Genomic DNA, 17286 nt, shown 5'->3' on the forward strand with positions numbered 1-17286 from the left:
AAAATAGCTCTCAATCTTTTGAAAAATGAGAAAACGCTCAAAGTCGGTGTTAGAGGAAAGCGCCTAAAAGCAGGATGGGATAACAGGTATCTTGAAAAATTAATTAATTTATGATGCGTTTGCCCTGATTGTACCCCAACCTGATTTTCATCCTTGACCGAATAAGCAGTAAGGGTGCCATTGGTGATCAGATTTTCATCATTAGAATTAACAAATTTAAAGGCTATCGTCTGAGGAGCGTTATAACAATCTTCACCGCAGCCTATGAAAATAAAAGCGATTAAAAGGAATATGAATATATGTTTCATTAGAATGTTAATTAATTTCTGTGATAAGTAAAATTAATCATTAAACTGTTGTATTCAAAATTATTATAAACCTGAATTGTTATAACGGGTCCTAAATATTTTTAAAAGACTTAAGTCCATAGAAAATATTATTTTTTAACCTCTTTCGCTTTATCGATATCTGTACTAATCAGATCTCTTGCATAAGAAGTAGCCTTTTGATATTTCCCCAAAAATGTGGCCTTAAATTCATTGTCAATTTTTCCTTCTTTCATAAATTCATAAACAATTTCGGCTCTGATAGCTCTGAGTTCGAATAAAACAAGTTTATACGTATTTTTCTTATTATCAACTTGAAATAGAGTGTCAAATGCTGTAACTGCAGTTGTTACAGCTCCTAGAATCAAAATGGGTTTAGCTTTACTGAGCGTTTCAATCTCTGATATTCCTGCCAAAACGGTAATTATTCCTGCAAAAATAATTTGAGTCATTCGGATGATGTAAAATATCCAAATGTAATTGTCAGCCTTTCTTTCAATACGATTAATTTCCTTTTGTATCTGTAGATAAAAAGGATCAGTTATAGAGTCTTCTTTCATGGTAAATAGTTTTAAATAAAGGTATTGAATTAATTCTAAGAAAGGATATTAAAATAATTTTGTTCCGGGTACTCCTTTTTTGTCATTTGTCAATTAATTTAATTCCAAAATCCATTACATTTGTTATATGATACACGACCAACGAGCAGAAAAATTCAGGCAGATCGTGGAGAATAAGTTCCAGATCTACAATTCATTATTTATGAGCCTGCCTTATGATAAAATGACCAATATCGGGATGCTTCTTCCCTTCCTTTACGAGGAAAGCCGAAACGGATATGAAGGAGGAAAGACTCCTGAGGAAATTGTAGAAGAATTCTTTAAGAACCATACAGACCTCCAGACCGAAGAGCAGAAATTGGAACTGCTTTTCAAAATCATACAATACATCGAAAGACAGGTGGTTTTATTTGACAGTATTGAAGATGCTGCATTTCCCAACCTTCATTCCGAAAGCGACAGTGGGACAGTGACCAATCTTTTTGAACGGTCGTATCAGGATCACAAACTTGAAAAAGTCCGTGAAAAGCTTGAGGGTTTTACGGTAAAAGTGGTATTTACAGCACACCCGACCCAGTTTTATCCAAGCTCAGTACAGAGAATTATTCAGGATTTAAGAGGCGCTATTACCAGCGATTCTGTTACCCAGATTGATATGCTTCTTCAGCAGTTAGGTAAGACTCCTTTCGTTAATAAAGAAAAACCGACTCCTATAGATGAGGCTCTCAGCATTATCTCCTATTTAAGATATGTATATTATGATACGATTGGGGAATTGTTTACGAAAATTAAAAAGACATTCGGAAACGAGCATTTTCATCTTCATGAAGATATTATCCAGCTAGGTTTTTGGCCGGGTGGCGATAGAGATGGAAACCCATTTGTAACCGCTGATGTTACAAAAAGAGTCGCAGAAGAGCTTCGTTCGGCAATCCTGAAATCCTACTACAGCCATTTGAAATTTATCAGAAGAAGGTTAAGTTTCAGAGGAGTTTCTGAAGTCCTGACTCAATTGAGTGATGACCTGTATGGAGCCATCTTCAACGGAAATATAATTACAGCAGAAGATATTCTGAAAAAGGCAAACGAAGCAGAAAAAATACTGATAAATGAGCATAATTCTTTGTTTTTAGACCTTCTGGCTAATTTCAGAGACCGCGTGAAAATTTTCGGAACTCATTTTGCAACACTGGACATTCGCCAGGACAGCAGGATTCATCAGAAAGTGATTGATGATGTTTTTGCAAAAGTTTATGGAAATACAGAGGCTTCTCAGGAAGAAAAATTCAATAAACTGATCCAGCTTGGTGAAAAAGTTAATGCAGATCAGTTTGAAGATATCGTTAAAGATACCCTATTAACGGTTTCACAGGTTTCGGAAATCCAGGATCTGAACGGGCAAAGAGGAATGAACCGTTACATTATTTCAAATTCTGATGCCGTAAAAGATGTCATGAATGTGTATGCATTTTTTAAGATATGCGGGTATCAGGAAGATCAGATCAAAATGGATATCGTTCCCCTTTTTGAAACCATGGAAGGCCTTGCCAATTCTGAAAATGTTATGAATGAGCTTTATCAGAATCCGGTCTATAAAAAACATCTTGAAAGCAGAGGGAACCAACAGACGATCATGCTCGGCTTTTCGGATGGAACAAAAGATGGTGGATATTTGAAGGCGAATTGGGAAATTTATAAGGCTAAAGAAGTCTTAACTAAACTTTCCGTTCAATATGGAATTAAGGTCGTATTCTTTGACGGTAGAGGAGGTCCACCCGCAAGAGGCGGAGGGAAAACGCACGATTTTTATGCTTCACAGGGAAATACCATTGCCAACAATAAAATTGAACTGACCATCCAGGGGCAGACCATCACCAGTATTTTCGGAAATAAAGAGCAGGCCAAATATAATTTCGAACAGCTGCTGACGGCCGGAGTCGAAAATGATGTCTTTAAAAATTCTAAAAAAGACCTTACAGAAATAGAGAGAAAACTGATTGCCGAGCTGGCTGATATCAGTTATAAAAAATATTCAGATCTGAAAGCTCATCCAATGTTTGTCCCGTATCTTCAGGAAATGAGTACCCTGGAATATTATGGTAAGACCAATATCGGAAGCCGCCCGTCTAAAAGAGGAAACGGCAGTGAGCTTAAATTTGAAGACCTTAGAGCAATTCCATTTGTAGGCTCATGGTCACAGTTAAAGCAGAATGTTCCGGGATTCTTCGGATTCGGATTTGCCATGCAGCAGATGAAAGAGCAGGGACGACTGGAAGAAGTAAGAGAATTGTATAAAGGTTCCGATTTCTTTAAAACTTTGATCCTGAACTCTATGATGAGTATGAATAAATCCTATTTTCCACTGACCTATTATATCAAGAATAATCTAAAGTTTGGTGCATTCTGGAATGTACTTTTTGATGAATATACGCTTTCAAGAGATATTATGCTTGAGCTTACAGGATTCAAACTGCTACAGGAAGAAGATCCGCTTTCCAGAAAATCCGTAAAAATCCGGGAGAAGATTGTATTGCCGCTGTTGAGTATTCAGCAGTATGCCCTGATGAAAATCCAGAAAGGAGAAGGGAATAAGGAAGCTTACGAAAAATTGGTGACCAGATCACTATTTGGAAATATTAATGCGAGTAGAAACTCAGCTTAATTGATTATAACAACGCCTCTCAACTGAGAGGCGTTTTCTTTAGTTTAAAATAAATCTGCAGTTAGCTATAACAAATAAACTATTCCTTTAAAAATTTTTCATAAAAAATCTGCTCCTTTGCCTGAATTTTGAGATAATAAGTTCCGGGCGGGAAATCTTCCACTTTTATAGATTTCTGCCCGTTATTTTTTCTGATCAGTTTTCCTAAATTGTCGTAGACTTCCAGCGATAGAATATCACTTTCAGAAGCAATATTCAGAATGCTTTTAACAGGATTCGGAAAAATGGCAAATTTTTCTTTTTTTACAATCTCAGAAGTATTAAGAGTTTGATTATAAATGTTTCCAAAGTTGAGAATACCGTAGCCCATCTGGTCTGTATGAGCAGGGTAAATTGAAGCAGTCTGTCTGAGCTTTGTTCTCATCAGTTCTCTGTTCATCGAAGGGAAAGCCTGAATAAAACACGCCACACCACCTGCGGCAATAGGTGTTGCAATGGAAGTTCCGCTAACACTAGCTAGTGTACCGTTCGTAACTGTTGCAGAAGCAGTTCCTCTTGCACTTGCGTCAGGTTTTACATTCCCCAGGGAATTGGGTCCGTAAGATGAAAATCCAGAAGAGCCTCCTGCTGAATCTACGGAGCCTATGCTGAAAACTTTAGTATTGTCTGCTGGGGTCATAATATAATGCCATGGCTGCAGTCCTGCGTTTCCGGCGGCGGCGAGAACGAAAATTCCTTTGTTCGCAGCTATTTCGGCGGCCCGTGCGATAAAAGAAGTGGTTCCATTCATATCCGAATAGGTATAGCTGTATCTCGGATCATCAAAAATATTATAGCCCAGAGAAGAAGTGATCATATCAACCCCTTTTCTGTCGGCCTCCTCAGCTGCCTCTATCCAATACAATTCCTCTTCCGGAACTTCACCAACAGCATTTTCACTGCGGTAAAGGTAGAAATTTGCATCAGGAGCGGATCCTACGAAAATATCTTTAATATACCCTCCGATAGCGCCCAATACTGCTGATCCATGATTGCTGATGGAGGTATTGTAGACATTATTTGTTTTGGTAACGAAGTCATACACGGCTTTGATCTGATTATTAGTCCTCAGTCTTTCAAAAGCAGATCCGGTATCTACATAAGGGAATCCTGCATCAATAACAGCAATAGAGACTCCGGTTCCTGTAAATCCCGCCAGATGAAGGGGCCTCACATTAATCTGGTCGATCTGTGCAGAACCTGAGCCGTAATCAAAAACGGTCAGTGTCTTTTGACTGTCAGAAATGGTGTTCCATTTATTTTGAGCGGCTGTTTTAGGTACGGTTGGATTGTTTTTGGCAAAACGTCCTACAGAAGATACATAAGGTTGTGCCTGTAAAATCGTTATCTGGGCCGGAGTAGCATTCACAGCGGCTCCATTGAGCCATTTAGAATAATCGGTAACGGTAAAACCAAGATTTTGAAGATTCTGAATATAGGATTGTTCAATCGGGGCATCCTGATCATTCAGCGGAATACCTAGCGAAGTACGTCTGTTAAGGGATTTTTGAGTCAGTTCTGAAAGCGGATTGGCATAAAAAGCCGCTTTGTTCGGTTTGCCTGTAAAATAAACAAAAACAAGCTCTGTTTGTGCATTTACCGTTGAGTAACCCGCTATAAGACAAAAGAGTAAAAGTTTTTTCATGAAGTTATTTTTTATAAAGATAAAACAAAATGAATAAAATTTTTGAAAGGATTTTAAATTCCTTATTTTTACACAAATATTTATTTATGAAAAAAATTCAGATGGTTGACTTGCAAAGTCAGTATTACAAAATAAAGAATGATGTAGATAATGCAGTTTTAAATGTAATGGATTCTGCGGCTTTTATCAATGGCCCTGAAGTGAAGTCTTTCCAGAATGAATTGGAATCTTATTTAGATGTAAAGCATGTGATCCCGTGTGCTAACGGAACGGATGCTTTACAGATCGCGCTGATGGCTTTGGACCTTAAAGAAGGAGACGAAGTAATCACCGCCGATTTTACTTTTGCTGCTACAGTAGAAGTTATTCATCTGCTTAAACTGAAATCAGTGTTGGTAGATGTAGATTACGATACATTCACCATTTCTCCGGAGGAGATCAGAAAAGCAATCACACCCAGAACAAAAGCAATCATTCCGGTACATATTTTCGGGCAGTGTGCCAATATGGAAGAGATCTTAAAAATTGCAGAAGAATACAATCTTTATGTAATTGAAGACAATGCACAGGCAATAGGTTCAGAGTATACATTCTCAGACGGAACTCAAAAATATGCCGGAACAATGGCGACTGTGGGAACTACTTCATTCTTCCCTTCTAAAAATTTAGGTTGCTACGGTGACGGAGGTGCCATTACGACCAACAATGATGAACTGGCACACCGCTTAAGAGGGATTGTGAACCATGGAATGTACGAAAGATACTATCATGATGAGGTAGGAGTGAATTCAAGATTAGACAGCATTCAGGCTGCGGTTTTAAGAAAGAAACTTCCACACCTTGATTCTTACAACGAAGCGAGAAGAAAAGCAGCAGATTATTATGATGAAGCTTTTGCAGACCTTAAAGATATCCTTACACCGGAAAGATCAGAAAATTCTACCCATGTGTTCCACCAATATACATTGAGAGTTCTGAACGGAAAACGTAACGAGCTTCAAAAGTTCCTTACAGAAAAAGAAATTCCGGCAATGATTTATTATCCTGTAGCATTGAGAAAGCAGAAGGCCTATTACCAGGAAAGTAATGATGCAGATTTTGCGAATACAGATAAACTTCTGGATCAGGTAATATCTCTTCCAATGCACACCGAATTAGATGAAGAGCAGCTGAAGTATATTACGGATGCTGTATTGGAGTTTATGAAATAGAATGAAAGGGAAAGTTTTTCAATATAAAATTGTTTATTGGCTTTCAATTTTAATTAATTTAATTTTTTCAGCTGTATTTGGGTTTGCATCTGTTAACAGAATAGTTACAAATTCATTTTTGATAAAAAGAGATATTATTTATTCATTATCTATAATTATTATAGCAATATTATCGATTATTGGTTTAGTTTCTTTGATTATAAAATATAAGCAATCAATTAGAATTTTTTCATATACTTTGATTTTGCTGATAATAACATTTACATTTGGAATTTTAGAATCAATTTTTATTAGAAAAAACTTTGGAAACGACACAAGTGATTATATTTTAGTCCCAATTTTATATCTGATTATGATTGGGCTATTCATTTTAATACAAAAGTCTAAATTTAAAGACAATTCTGTATTTTTAGAAATTGAAGAAATAGGAAAACACGCAGATTAAAAAAAAATATTACAAAAAAAATGGCAGTACTTGTTACAGGCGGGCTTGGATATATAGGGTCACACACAGTAGTGGAATTACTTAACGACGGTTTTGAAGTGGTTATTGTAGATGATTTATCCAACTCGGAAAGATTTATTTTAAAGAATATCGAAGAGATTACAGGCAAGAAGCCGTTTTTTTATCCTTTCGATTTAAGACGCAGAGAACTGCTTGCTCAGGTTTTTGATGCTCATCAAATTGAAGGATGTCTTAATTTTGCAGCTTCTAAAGCGGTAGGAGAGAGTCAGGTCAAACCATTGGATTATTATGAAAATAATTTATTCACTTTAATCAATATTCTTCAGGAATTTAAAGAAAGAGGAATTTCAAATTTTATTTTCAGCTCGTCCTGCACAGTATATGGACAGGCCGAGAAAATGCCAATTAATGAAAATACTCCGTTGAAACTTCCTGAAAGTGTATATGGTAAAACAAAGCAGATGGGAGAGGAAATTTTGACTGATTTTGCGAAAGCTTATAGCAGGAAAATTTCTCTTTTAAGGTACTTTAATCCAATTGGCGCCCATCCATCTGGGAAACTGGGAGAGCTTCCAATAGGTGTTCCTAATAATTTGATTCCCTATGTTACCCAAACAGCAGTTGGGATTCGTGAGAAACTCAACATTTGGGGTGATGATTATGATACGGAAGATGGTACAGCTGTTCGAGATTATATTTATGTTGTGGATCTGGCTAAAGCTCATGTAAGTGCACTTAAGAAATTAATGCAAAGCAATGAAGAAACGGTTATAGATATATTCAATCTGGGAACAGGAAAGGGTTCATCAGTATTGGAAGTTGTGAAAGCTTTTGAAACAGCTAATAATGTGAAGGTTCCTTACCAGATTTGTCCGAGAAGAGAAGGTGATATTACCATTGCTTATGCTAATGCTGATAAAGCTGAAAAAGAACTTCACTGGAAGTCTGATACACCTTTGGAGGAATCATTGAGAACAGTCTGGAAATGGCAACTGTATCTGGATTCAAGGCCTGTTTAAAAATAAATATTTTAGAATAAATTATAAGATATTCCCCTATAATCCTCACTATTTTATATTTTAGAAGAGTGGAGGTTTTTTTACAGAATTTTAATTGAATTTAATATGAAAACACAGAAAATAGGTATTACATTTTCCTCATTTGATTTACTGCATGCAGGACATATCAAAATGCTTGAAGAAGCTAAAACAATATGCGATTATCTAATTGTAGGACTTCAGATTGATCCGTCTCACGATCGTCCAAATAAAAATAAACCAAGCCAGACCATTGTTGAGAGATATATTCAACTAAAGGCTGTGAATGCTGTGGATGAGATTATTCCATATTATACAGAAGAAGATCTATTGGATATTTTGAAGTCTTTTGTGATCGATGTAAGGATCATTGGTGATGATTATATGGATAAAGACTTTACTGGTAAGAGGTACTGCGAAGAAAAAGGGATTGAGATTTTTTATAACAAAAGAGACCACAGGTTTTCCACCAGCGATCTTAGAAAAAGAATCTACGAAGCCGAAAAAGAAAAATACGAACAGGAACAGACTGAGACCGTAAAATAAAAAAAATCCCGAAAAATATTTTCGGGATTTTTTATTGTGTTACATTGGACTTTGCTGATCATCTCCAGCTGCATTGGAGTTGATGTCTTTTTTCCTTTTAGGCTGTTCTACCTTCTCACCTTGCTTGAATCTGTAAGTAAGAGATAAAGCAAACTGTCTAGGTTGCCATTGCATATAGCTGTCTCTTGTATAATTAGCTCCATATGCGGTAGATTGCATAGATCTGGTATTAAAGATATCCTGGATGTTGAAACTAAGCGTGCCATTGCCATTCCAGATTGTTTTAGAAGCTCCGAAATTCACAGCATACATATCTTTTCTGTCGATACTTTCTGTTTTTTGGCCTCCTCTGTAGAATCCTTGCAACTGGAAGCTGAATGTTTTGTCAACTTTAAAGGTTGAAGTAAGCCTCGCTCTGGTAGAGAATCCTTTTCCTTCAAAAGATGTAGGTTTATCCATGATCGCAGGATCAAAATATACCCCTGTGGTTTTATATCCGAATAAATCTACATTTCCTAAGAACTTCAGCCATTTTGTAGCATCCCAGTTAAAGTTAAGATCCAGTCCGTAGCGGTCATCTGTACCTAAATTAATAGGTCTTGTATGAAAGACAGTCATTGCATCTTCAGTAGGAGTAGCAGGTACAGCTTCATCAAATACCAGCATTTTTACATCATCCGTTGAATGTCTATAGTAAAGAGTAGGATTAATGGTAAAATTCTTTTTAGAAATACTGTATCCTATCTCGTAAGAGTCTACATAAGAAGGGTTTAGGTCAATATTTCCGTCAAAAATATTCTGGCTATCGCTGTAGTTTGGATTAGGAATTAAAAAGAAAGAACGGGGACGGTCAATTCTTCTTGAGTAATTCAGTAAAAATTGATTGTCTTTTGCAATTTCATAGCTTAAAAACACACTCGGGAAAAGATTGTTGTAATTTTTAGATTTAATGACTGCCTCTCCTGCCTTGTTTACGTAGTTGATATCGACTTTAGATACTTCGTCTCTAAGCCCTAGCTGATAACCTAATTTCCCTATTTTGCTTCGGAACTGAACATAGAATGCATTGAACATTTCTTTGTAGTTAGCGTCATAGGTATATTGAGGAAGAAAATTGGGTACAAGATCAGCTTGTTTGCGACGCATGACGATATTACTGTAGTCATTGTTGTTTGCATCCAGTCTGTAACCCGCTTCTACCTTAGAATTTTCACCAATCGGAAGTTCATAATCAGCTTTAGCTATCACCGATTTATTGACTGTATGCTGGTTGATAAGATCCTGAAGTTTGAATGCACCATCGGTCGCATCACTGATGTCACTATCATTATTTGAACGGTTTCTCTGTACGCTCAATGAAAGAGCAAGATTCTGTCCCTTGTCATTAAACTTGTGGTCTAGTCCAAAGTCTCCCTGAAATGCAAGATTATTTCCGCTTCCAATGCTTGATCTTTGTCTGAAAACATCAGCACCAACGAACGGATAATCAAAATAATTGATATTTCCTGTATTGTCGCTGTCAAAGGTTCTTACGGTTCCGGAGGCATTCACTGAAGTTTTATCAGAAATATCAAACGTCAGTCCACCAGAAGCATTATAATTATCGCTTTTATTTTTACTGATCGATTCATTATGCTGTTCTTTGTTGATGCCGCTATTAAATATAGCATCTGTTCTGCTGGTGTTTTTCGACTCTCTGTAACCGCCACCGCCGTTTAAGAACCACGTGAATTTTCCTTTTCTCCAGCTCAAGTTTGTATTAAGAGCAGTTTGCGGAAGGTATCCCAAAGTTCCGGTAACACTTCCGTTAAAACCTGTCTTTTTATTCTTCTTTAAAATAATATTTAAAATACCTGCTGTACCACTTGCTTCAAATTTAGAAGAAGGGTTGGTGATCACTTCAATTCTGTCAATCTGATCCGCAGGGATACTTTGAAGCGCATTAGCTCCATCATCTATTCCAAGTAAAGCAGAAGGCTTTCCGTTGATCAGGAATTTTACATTAGAACTTCCTCTCATCGAAACAGTACCATCGGTATCCACAGAAACAGAAGGAACATTAGAAAGAACATCCTGAAGATTTCCTCCCTTACTTACAATATCCTGAGAAGGGTCGTAAGTTCTTTTGTCCAGCTCTACTTTATAGGGTTTTGTAGCTGCTGCAGTAATAACGACTCCCTGGATTTCCTGAGTTTTACCATCAAGAGTGGTTGTAGCTTCCGGTTGTATAGATAAAGCACCAATGTTTCCTGGGCCTGCAATGTTTTTATTGACAATGCTCTTTTTGTAGTCAATGGCTTCTACTGTGATATCATAATTTCCAGGGGCTAATTCCAGCTTGTACTGTCCATTTTCGTCGGTGAGTACAGCATCGCTTAATGACTTGTTCGCTTTGTTGCTGAACGTCACAGAAGCATAAGGAACCGGCTGGTTGTTTTTGTTGACAATCATTCCCGTAACGCCTGCTTTCTCCTGGGCAAAAGCCATTGCGGCTGCCGAAAGTACAAAAGTAAGTGCTAACGTTTTTTTTGTGAAAATGTTGACAATTTCCGTCTGATTCATAGGGTATTTTTTGTGTAAAATCGTGAAAGTATAACTCTTAATATTGTGAAATCATTAATTGGGTTGATTTTCAGAATATTAAAATTTATATATTATTTATAGATGTATAAGTCGTATGTAAGTGTTAAAAGTTAATTATGGTATTGTTAAAATATAGTTAAATTAGTTTTTTATTTAATATTTTTCGAATTGAGCCAGTCCTGATAAGCTTTTGCGTTGATTGCATGCTCTTCTGCGCTGGCCGTAAATTTATGATAGCCAAACCTTGCAGGGTCAGCACACATGAATATATAATTGTTGTTTTCTGCATTTAAAACGGCATCTACAGAATTTTTATCCACGACACAGATCGGTCCCGGAGGAATTCCTGCATTAGCATACGTATTGTAAGGTGATGGTGTAGACAGATGTTTATAAAGCACCCTTTTGATTGGTTCTTTGAAATTTGTCTGCTTGTTGATCGCATAGATCACCGTAGGATCAGACTGAAGTTTCATTCCCTTTCTGTATCGGTTCAGGTATAATCCGGCAATGGTCTTCATTTCGTCTTTCTTGCCTCCTGATTCTTTATAAACGATAGAGGCCAGTGAATAGATCTGCTCTCTGGTAAGCCCAGATTGCTGTTCCTGGTTTTTTCTTTCACTCGTCCAGAATTCATTGTACTGTTCATCAAACTTTTTGAAAAACTCCCTCGGACTTACCGTCCAGAAAAAATTGTAAGTATCGATGAAGAAATACTTCTTTAAATCCTCTGCATTTTTATATCCTTTCTCTCCTGCTATCTGATCCAGGTCATTGACAAAATGTAAAGAATCCAGTTCAGTCTTTTTGGTTACTTTTCCTATCATCTGATACATATCTCCAAAATCTCCAATTCTGAAGCTATTTTCAGCCTGATTTCCTGCCTTGATCATATTCACAAGCTTCGTGTTTCCTTCCCCTGACTGGAAATGGTAACGGCCCGGTTTAAAATATTTATCCAGATCTTTATCCTTGGCTACAGCTTCAAAAGCTTCCTTATCTTTTACATATGGACCCACGGAGTCAAGGATCTGCTTGAAATCCGCTTTATGGGGAATCAGAACATAGCCGTCCTTTTCCACATTGTTTCCATAATATTTATTATAAAATCTCAAACCAAAAAATCCTGCCGCTCCAAAAATAAGAAGAGCAATAACGAGAACCGTTTTTTTCATTATTAAAAAATTGATTAAAAGTTTGTTTTTAAATAAGATCTATTTTACCTCTAAAAACTTGCTTCGCAGGACCTTCCAGCCAAATATTTTGAAAAGAATTTCCGTTTTTCTCAGCATGAACTTTAAGATTGCCTCCTAAAGTTTTAACTTTTACAGAGATTAGATTGTGTTTTTGCAGAAAAGTTAAAGCAGAAGCGGTAACTCCTGTTCCACAACTGAAAGTTTCATCCTCAACGCCTCGTTCATAGGTTCTTACAAAAATTTCATCATCAGTAATTTTTTCCACAAAATTGACATTGATGCCCTTTTCTTTATAATTTTCTGAATTTCTGATGCCATGTCCCTGTGCAAAAACATTGTAATTCACAAGATCTTCCACATATTTTACATAATGAGGTGAGCCTGTATTCATCACAGTATCTTCTCCGTCCATGGAAACAGCATTCACATCAATCATTTTTAATTTAATGATACCGTTATGGATTTCAGCTTCATGTTCGCCGTCTGTAGCAATGAATTTACATTTATCTTCAAAAATATCAAGGAAGAAAGCAAAAGCTACAAGACATCTTCCGCCATTTCCGCACATGGTACTTTCGCCACCGTCTGAATTATAATAAACCATTTTGAAATCATAACCACCTTCGTTTTCCAAAAGGATAAGTCCATCGGCACCAATTCCAAAACGTCTGTCACATAGTTTTTCAATAAGATCTTTCTCCTTTGGAAACTGCAGATCCCGGTTGTCTATCATCACAAAATCATTCCCAGTCCCTTGATATTTATAAAATTCCATATTCTTTTAGTGTAAAATTAACGAGCAAAATTAATATATTTAAAATGAAAAACGAACAGTGTTAGCTGTTCGTTTTCTTATTTATAATCGTTTTATCTAAATCCGCCTCCGCTTGGCTGCTGTCTCGTAGAACCGCTGCTTGGCTGAGTGGTACTTGGGGAGCTTGTGCTTCCTCTAAACCCACCATTGGATGATTCTGTTGGTCTGGTGGTGTTTTGGTTTTGGTTCTGATTATACTGTTGTGTATTTCTGAAACCGCCACTGCTTTGATTATTCTGGCTTCCCTGGTTATTCTGATAACTTCCACTTTGATTTCTAAAGCCTCCGTTGTTCTGGCTTCCCTGTGGTCTCTGGTTGTTATTGTAACTGCCGTTGTTATTCGGGTTTCGGAATCCGTTTCCGTTTCCGTTATTGTTTCCACTGCCCGTAGGCTGACCTCTGAATCCGTTATTCGGTCTTTGGGAAGTTACTGTAGTTTTTCTTTCTACATATACTTTTCTTCGGCTGTTTCCTGAATTATAGTAATAATAAGGAGCACCATTATCATAGTAATAGTTGACGTCATTTCTGTAATAGTAGCCGTCATTTCCATAATAACCGCCGTTTCCGTAATAACCGGAAGGAGCATAATAAGATCCGTTATTATAGTATGGATCTCCGTAGCCATTGTTCGAATATCCGTCAGTGTAAGCTAAACACGATGACAAACTGGCAATAGCAACGATGCTGAATGCTATTTTAAATAAATTTTTCATGACTTTATTGTATATTTTTCTCTTTTAAACTTTTTTTCCAATTGAGGTATCCTAAGATAGCCATTATAGTAAATACCAAATATTGAACCGAAGTGATTCCAAGCTCCTTAAAAATCATCATAGGCATGCAAATAAAATCTCCGATGATCCAGAAGATCCAGTTCTCAATGCGTTGTTTGGCCATAAACCACATACCCACTAAAAATATAGAAGTTGTGATCACATCCAACCAATTGGCCCAATCAAGATGATATAATCCTAAATGAGTTCCTTCCATGGAAAAATGATTGTCTATATAAGGTTTGTAATAATAAATAAGCGTTACCAGGGCCAGGCTTAAGAAAAAAAGAGCAGCAGCAAATATTCGTTCTTTTTTTGTAGCCCAACTTACCTCTACATGAATGTGGTCATTTGAGTTTTTCGACCACAAGACCCAGCCGTAAATACTCATTGCCGTATAATATACATTGATCATACAGTCGCCGAGCAGACCGAAATTGAAAAGAATATATACATAGATCAACGTAGAGATGATGCCTGTGGGATAAACCCAGATATTCTTTTTAATTGAAAAATAGACGCTCAAAATTCCGAAAACCGTACCTGTAGCTTCCAGCATAATTTGTCCGGCACTGTAGTTTTCATACGGCTTTACGAAAAGATCATATAAATTCATGCGATCAAAATTAAACAAAAATTAACACTTTTGAAAATAAATTAAATAAAGTGTAAATCAGTTTTTTAAATATTTTTATGTAAAATAAATCACGAAAGTTTGTCAATAAACGTTAAGGTTTGTAAAATTTTTATATTTTCGTAAATCTTTAATTAAATAAAAAAACATGTCTAAAATTTGGGTTAAGAAACCAATGAGTGCTTATGAAGCTGATATCAAAAAGAGCCAGCTGAAACGCGTTCTGGGGAAATGGAGCCTTACTGCTATCGGGATCGGAGCAATTATCGGAGGAGGAATTTTTGTACTTACAGGAACGGGTGCTTATTATAATGCCGGGCCTGCACTGGCACTTTCATTTGTAATTGCGGGCATCGCCTGTGTATTTGCGGCACTTTGTTATGCCGAGTTCGCTTCTATTCTTCCGGTAGAAGGTTCAGCATATGCTTACGCGTATGGAACCGTAGGTGAAATTTTTGCATGGATTATTGGATGGGGGTTAATACTGGAATATGCGATGGGGTCGATGACCGTCGCCGTATCCTGGTCAGGGTATTTTGCCAAACTCCTCAAAATGTTCGGACTGCATTTGCCGGCTTATCTTACCACAGATCCACAGACCTATATTGCAGCAGGAAACTCAGGATTTTCTATGAATCTACCTGCATTTTTAATTGTTTTCTTTGTCATCTCTATCCTTGTAAGAGGAACGAAAGGTGCAGCTAAAGCGAATAATTTTATTGTAGTACTTAAGGTTTCTGCTATTATTTTCGTAATTATTGCAGGTTCTTTTATTATTTTTAATTCGGCAGATCCTTTTAAAAACTGGGTTCCTTTCATTCCTGAGGCCACAACCATTACAGAAAACGGGGTCTCCCATTCTGCTTATGGTATTGCTGGGGTAGTGGCCGGAGCATCGGCAATTTTCTTTGCTTATGTAGGTTTCGATGCCGTTTCTACTCAGGCCGGAGAAGCTATTAATCCTAAAAAAGACGTGCCATTTGCAATCATCGCTTCGTTGATCATCTGTACACTTCTATATATCCTTGTATCTTTAGTGTTAACCGGAATGATGCATTATACCGATTTCAATCCGCTTGGAAAATATCCGGATGCGATCAAAGCGCCTGTAGCCTATGCATTTGATATTGCTGGATACGCTTGGGCTGGATACATTATTACCATTGCCGCTACGGTAGGACTAATCTCTGTATTGATGGTAATGATCATGGGACAGTCAAGAATTTTCTTAGGAATGTCGAAAGACGGATTGATCCCTGCTACTTTTTCAAAAGTAAACCCTAAAACAGGAGTGCCTACAAAAAACCTTCTTATTTTAGGAGTGCTGATTGCTATTGTAGCCTCTCTTACCCCGATCAATGATCTTGCACACATGACAAGTTTCGGAACTTTATTTGCCTTCACAATGGTATGTGTGGCGGTTTGGGTACTAAGAGTAAAAGAACCGAATCTTCAGAGAAACTTTAAAGTTCCTGCTTTACCACTTATTGCCTGTTCAGGTATCGCCATCAATGTTTATCTGATCTTTAACCTGAGCAAAGAAGCACAGATGTATTCTTTTGCATGGCTGATCATTGGATTTTTTGTTTACTTCCTGTACAGTAAAAAGCACTCAAAACTTCAAAACGGAGGATATGGGGAGACTTTTAAAGCAGAACAGGAGCCATTAGAAAAACCTGATTTAGATTAATAAAAAAATATCAACTTCAAATCCACAGAATTTTCTGTGGATTTTTTATTTTTGTCTATATGAAAAAGCTTTTACCATTTTTATTTTCCTTTTTAGGGATTTTTACATTGTCTCAACAAATAGAAAGTTTTGAGAGGATTCTTAATGATAAAATAAGCATTCGGGCTTTGGAGCTGTACGATGGAAAGGTCTGGTACAGCGGGACAGATTCGAAATTTGGTTTTGTTGATCTTAAAAATAAAGAAAATCAAAAGCAGCTACGTCTATCGGATAAAAAACTTCAGTTTAGAACACTGGCACAGGATAAGAATTCATTATATACCATTAATATTGAAAGCCCTGCGTACTTTTTTAAAATTGATAAAAAAAATCTCAGGTCTGAAATTGTTTTTACAGATACGATTAAAACAGCTTTTTATGATGCATTGCACTTTGTGAATGATAAACTGGCTTATACTTTTAGCGATGCAGATCAAGATACGATGTTGAAACTGGCGGTATATCGGAACGGAAATTGGGGGATGTTTAAAAGTAATGTAAAATTAAATCCTGGTGAAGCAGCTTTTGCAGCAAGTAATACCAACATCGCTTCAACAAAGAAATATCTGTGGATTGCAACAGGAGGAAAGTCTTCGCGAATTTTGAGATTAAATCTTAAAAGTGAAGAAATTGAAATATTCAATACACCTTTTATTCAGGGAGAATCTTCTCAGGGGATGTATTCAATAGATTTTTATGATGACAAATTCGGGATTGCCGCAGGAGGTGATTATACCAAGCAGGACGCAAATGTTAATAATCTGGCCACAACAAATAATGGTGGCGAAAGCTGGCAGATTCAGGCTTCCGGAAAAAATGCAGGCTATACAACTTGCGTGAAAATTAAACCTGGTTCTAAAGGAAAAGAGATCATTTCGGTAGGGGATCAGCATATCAGCTATTCTTCTGATTTCGGGAAAACCTGGAAGAAAATTTCAGACGAGAAAGGATTTTTTGTTTGCAGTTGGGTAGACGGAAATACAGTTATTTTTGCGGGAAAAGACAGAATTTCAGTGATGAAATTGAAATTTTAATTATTTTAAAATACAAGGAAACGGATAA

The 17286-nt window shown here is 36.8% G+C and carries 15 protein-coding genes; 7 read left to right on the plus strand and 8 right to left on the minus strand.

What is annotated here, in order from left to right:
• Together HHL23_RS22565 and HHL23_RS16545 are read right to left on the minus strand one after the other, a co-directional pair.
• Nucleotides 1–308 (minus strand): putative periplasmic lipoprotein (locus tag HHL23_RS22565; protein ID WP_228464812.1); only part of this gene is annotated, 308 nt, incomplete at its 3' end.
• Nucleotides 309–436: 128 nt separating this feature from the next.
• The gene (locus HHL23_RS16545) at nucleotides 437–886 is read right to left on the minus strand and encodes an SLATT domain-containing protein (RefSeq protein WP_169235898.1); all 450 of its coding nucleotides are present in this window, start codon (nucleotides 884–886) and stop codon (nucleotides 437–439) included.
• A 127-nt stretch (nucleotides 887–1013) separates the two neighbouring features.
• Here HHL23_RS16545 and HHL23_RS16550 point away from each other — a divergent pair, with 127 nt between their 5' ends.
• A complete protein-coding gene (locus tag HHL23_RS16550) occupies nucleotides 1014–3548 on the plus strand; it encodes a phosphoenolpyruvate carboxylase (RefSeq protein ID WP_169235899.1) in 2535 nt (844 codons plus the stop codon).
• A 79-nt stretch (nucleotides 3549–3627) separates the two neighbouring features.
• Here the strand turns inward: HHL23_RS16550 and HHL23_RS16555 are convergent, their stop codons facing one another.
• Complete coding sequence (locus HHL23_RS16555; RefSeq protein ID WP_169235900.1) at nucleotides 3628–5232, minus strand: S8/S53 family peptidase; 1605 nt, start codon at nucleotides 5230–5232, stop codon at nucleotides 3628–3630.
• 86 nt (nucleotides 5233–5318) lie between these two features.
• Between HHL23_RS16555 and HHL23_RS16560 the strand changes: the two genes are divergently transcribed.
• The 4 genes from HHL23_RS16560 (at nucleotide 5319) to HHL23_RS16575 (ending at nucleotide 8492) form a co-directional block, all read left to right on the plus strand.
• On the plus strand, nucleotides 5319–6443 hold the full coding sequence (locus HHL23_RS16560) for a DegT/DnrJ/EryC1/StrS family aminotransferase (RefSeq protein ID WP_169235901.1): 1125 nt from the start codon (nucleotides 5319–5321) through the stop codon (nucleotides 6441–6443).
• A gap of 1 nt (nucleotide 6444) precedes the next feature.
• The gene (locus HHL23_RS16565) at nucleotides 6445–6888 is read left to right on the plus strand and encodes a hypothetical protein (RefSeq protein WP_169235902.1); all 444 of its coding nucleotides are present in this window, start codon (nucleotides 6445–6447) and stop codon (nucleotides 6886–6888) included.
• Nucleotides 6889–6908: 20 nt separating this feature from the next.
• Nucleotides 6909–7928 carry a UDP-glucose 4-epimerase GalE gene (gene galE / locus HHL23_RS16570; protein ID WP_169235903.1) on the plus strand — a complete coding sequence of 340 codons (1020 nt, stop codon included), beginning with the start codon at nucleotides 6909–6911 and terminating at the stop codon, nucleotides 7926–7928.
• Nucleotides 7929–8033: 105 nt separating this feature from the next.
• Nucleotides 8034–8492, plus strand: a complete 459-nt coding sequence (locus HHL23_RS16575; RefSeq protein ID WP_169235904.1) for an adenylyltransferase/cytidyltransferase family protein — start codon at nucleotides 8034–8036, stop codon at nucleotides 8490–8492.
• Between the two features lie 39 nt (nucleotides 8493–8531).
• On the opposite strand, the gene HHL23_RS16580 is transcribed toward HHL23_RS16575, so the two are convergent.
• From HHL23_RS16580 to pnuC, 5 genes are all read right to left on the minus strand, one after another.
• The gene (locus HHL23_RS16580) at nucleotides 8532–11054 is read right to left on the minus strand and encodes a TonB-dependent receptor domain-containing protein (protein ID WP_169235905.1); all 2523 of its coding nucleotides are present in this window, start codon (nucleotides 11052–11054) and stop codon (nucleotides 8532–8534) included.
• Nucleotides 11055–11224: 170 nt separating this feature from the next.
• A complete protein-coding gene (mltG, locus tag HHL23_RS16585; RefSeq protein WP_169235906.1) occupies nucleotides 11225–12250 on the minus strand; it encodes an endolytic transglycosylase MltG in 1026 nt (341 codons plus the stop codon).
• Nucleotides 12251–12278: 28 nt separating this feature from the next.
• A complete protein-coding gene (gene dapF, locus HHL23_RS16590; protein ID WP_169235907.1) occupies nucleotides 12279–13046 on the minus strand; it encodes a diaminopimelate epimerase in 768 nt (255 codons plus the stop codon).
• A gap of 92 nt (nucleotides 13047–13138) precedes the next feature.
• Nucleotides 13139–13801, minus strand: a complete 663-nt coding sequence (locus tag HHL23_RS16595; RefSeq protein ID WP_169235908.1) for a hypothetical protein — start codon at nucleotides 13799–13801, stop codon at nucleotides 13139–13141.
• A 4-nt stretch (nucleotides 13802–13805) separates the two neighbouring features.
• Nucleotides 13806–14477 (minus strand): nicotinamide riboside transporter PnuC, encoded by a 672-nt coding sequence (gene pnuC / locus HHL23_RS16600; protein ID WP_169235909.1) that lies wholly within the window; start codon nucleotides 14475–14477, stop codon nucleotides 13806–13808.
• 166 nt (nucleotides 14478–14643) lie between these two features.
• Between pnuC and HHL23_RS16605 the strand changes: the two genes are divergently transcribed.
• Nucleotides 14644–16185: an APC family permease gene (locus tag HHL23_RS16605; protein ID WP_169235910.1), complete on the plus strand. Its 1542-nt coding sequence runs from the start codon at nucleotides 14644–14646 to the stop codon at nucleotides 16183–16185.
• Nucleotides 16186–16244: 59 nt separating this feature from the next.
• Entirely contained in the window at nucleotides 16245–17258 is a 1014-nt protein-coding gene (locus tag HHL23_RS16610) for a WD40/YVTN/BNR-like repeat-containing protein (protein ID WP_169235911.1), read from the plus strand.
• The last annotated feature ends 28 nt before the right edge of the window (nucleotides 17259–17286 follow it).

The sequence above is a fragment of the Chryseobacterium antibioticum genome, from assembly GCF_012927325.1.
Classification (GTDB): Bacteria; Bacteroidota; Bacteroidia; order Flavobacteriales; family Weeksellaceae; genus Chryseobacterium; species Chryseobacterium antibioticum.

Excerpts from the sequence above, each read along its gene's own strand:
- HHL23_RS16545 (WP_169235898.1), bottom strand. The coding sequence starts at position 886 with ATGAAAGAAGACTCTATAACTGATCCTTTTTATCTACAGATACAAAAG.
- HHL23_RS16550 (WP_169235899.1), top strand. The coding sequence starts at position 1,014 with ATGATACACGACCAACGAGCAGAAAAATTCAGGCAGATCGTGGAGAAT.
- HHL23_RS16555 (WP_169235900.1), bottom strand. The coding sequence starts at position 5,232 with ATGAAAAAACTTTTACTCTTTTGTCTTATAGCGGGTTACTCAACGGTA.
- HHL23_RS16560 (WP_169235901.1), top strand. The coding sequence starts at position 5,319 with ATGAAAAAAATTCAGATGGTTGACTTGCAAAGTCAGTATTACAAAATA.
- HHL23_RS16565 (WP_169235902.1), top strand. The coding sequence starts at position 6,445 with ATGAAAGGGAAAGTTTTTCAATATAAAATTGTTTATTGGCTTTCAATT.
- galE (WP_169235903.1), top strand. The coding sequence starts at position 6,909 with ATGGCAGTACTTGTTACAGGCGGGCTTGGATATATAGGGTCACACACA.
- HHL23_RS16575 (WP_169235904.1), top strand. The coding sequence starts at position 8,034 with ATGAAAACACAGAAAATAGGTATTACATTTTCCTCATTTGATTTACTG.
- HHL23_RS16580 (WP_169235905.1), bottom strand. The coding sequence starts at position 11,054 with ATGAATCAGACGGAAATTGTCAACATTTTCACAAAAAAAACGTTAGCA.
- mltG (WP_169235906.1), bottom strand. The coding sequence starts at position 12,250 with ATGAAAAAAACGGTTCTCGTTATTGCTCTTCTTATTTTTGGAGCGGCA.
- dapF (WP_169235907.1), bottom strand. The coding sequence starts at position 13,046 with ATGGAATTTTATAAATATCAAGGGACTGGGAATGATTTTGTGATGATA.
- HHL23_RS16595 (WP_169235908.1), bottom strand. The coding sequence starts at position 13,801 with ATGAAAAATTTATTTAAAATAGCATTCAGCATCGTTGCTATTGCCAGT.
- pnuC (WP_169235909.1), bottom strand. The coding sequence starts at position 14,477 with ATGAATTTATATGATCTTTTCGTAAAGCCGTATGAAAACTACAGTGCC.
- HHL23_RS16605 (WP_169235910.1), top strand. The coding sequence starts at position 14,644 with ATGTCTAAAATTTGGGTTAAGAAACCAATGAGTGCTTATGAAGCTGAT.
- HHL23_RS16610 (WP_169235911.1), top strand. The coding sequence starts at position 16,245 with ATGAAAAAGCTTTTACCATTTTTATTTTCCTTTTTAGGGATTTTTACA.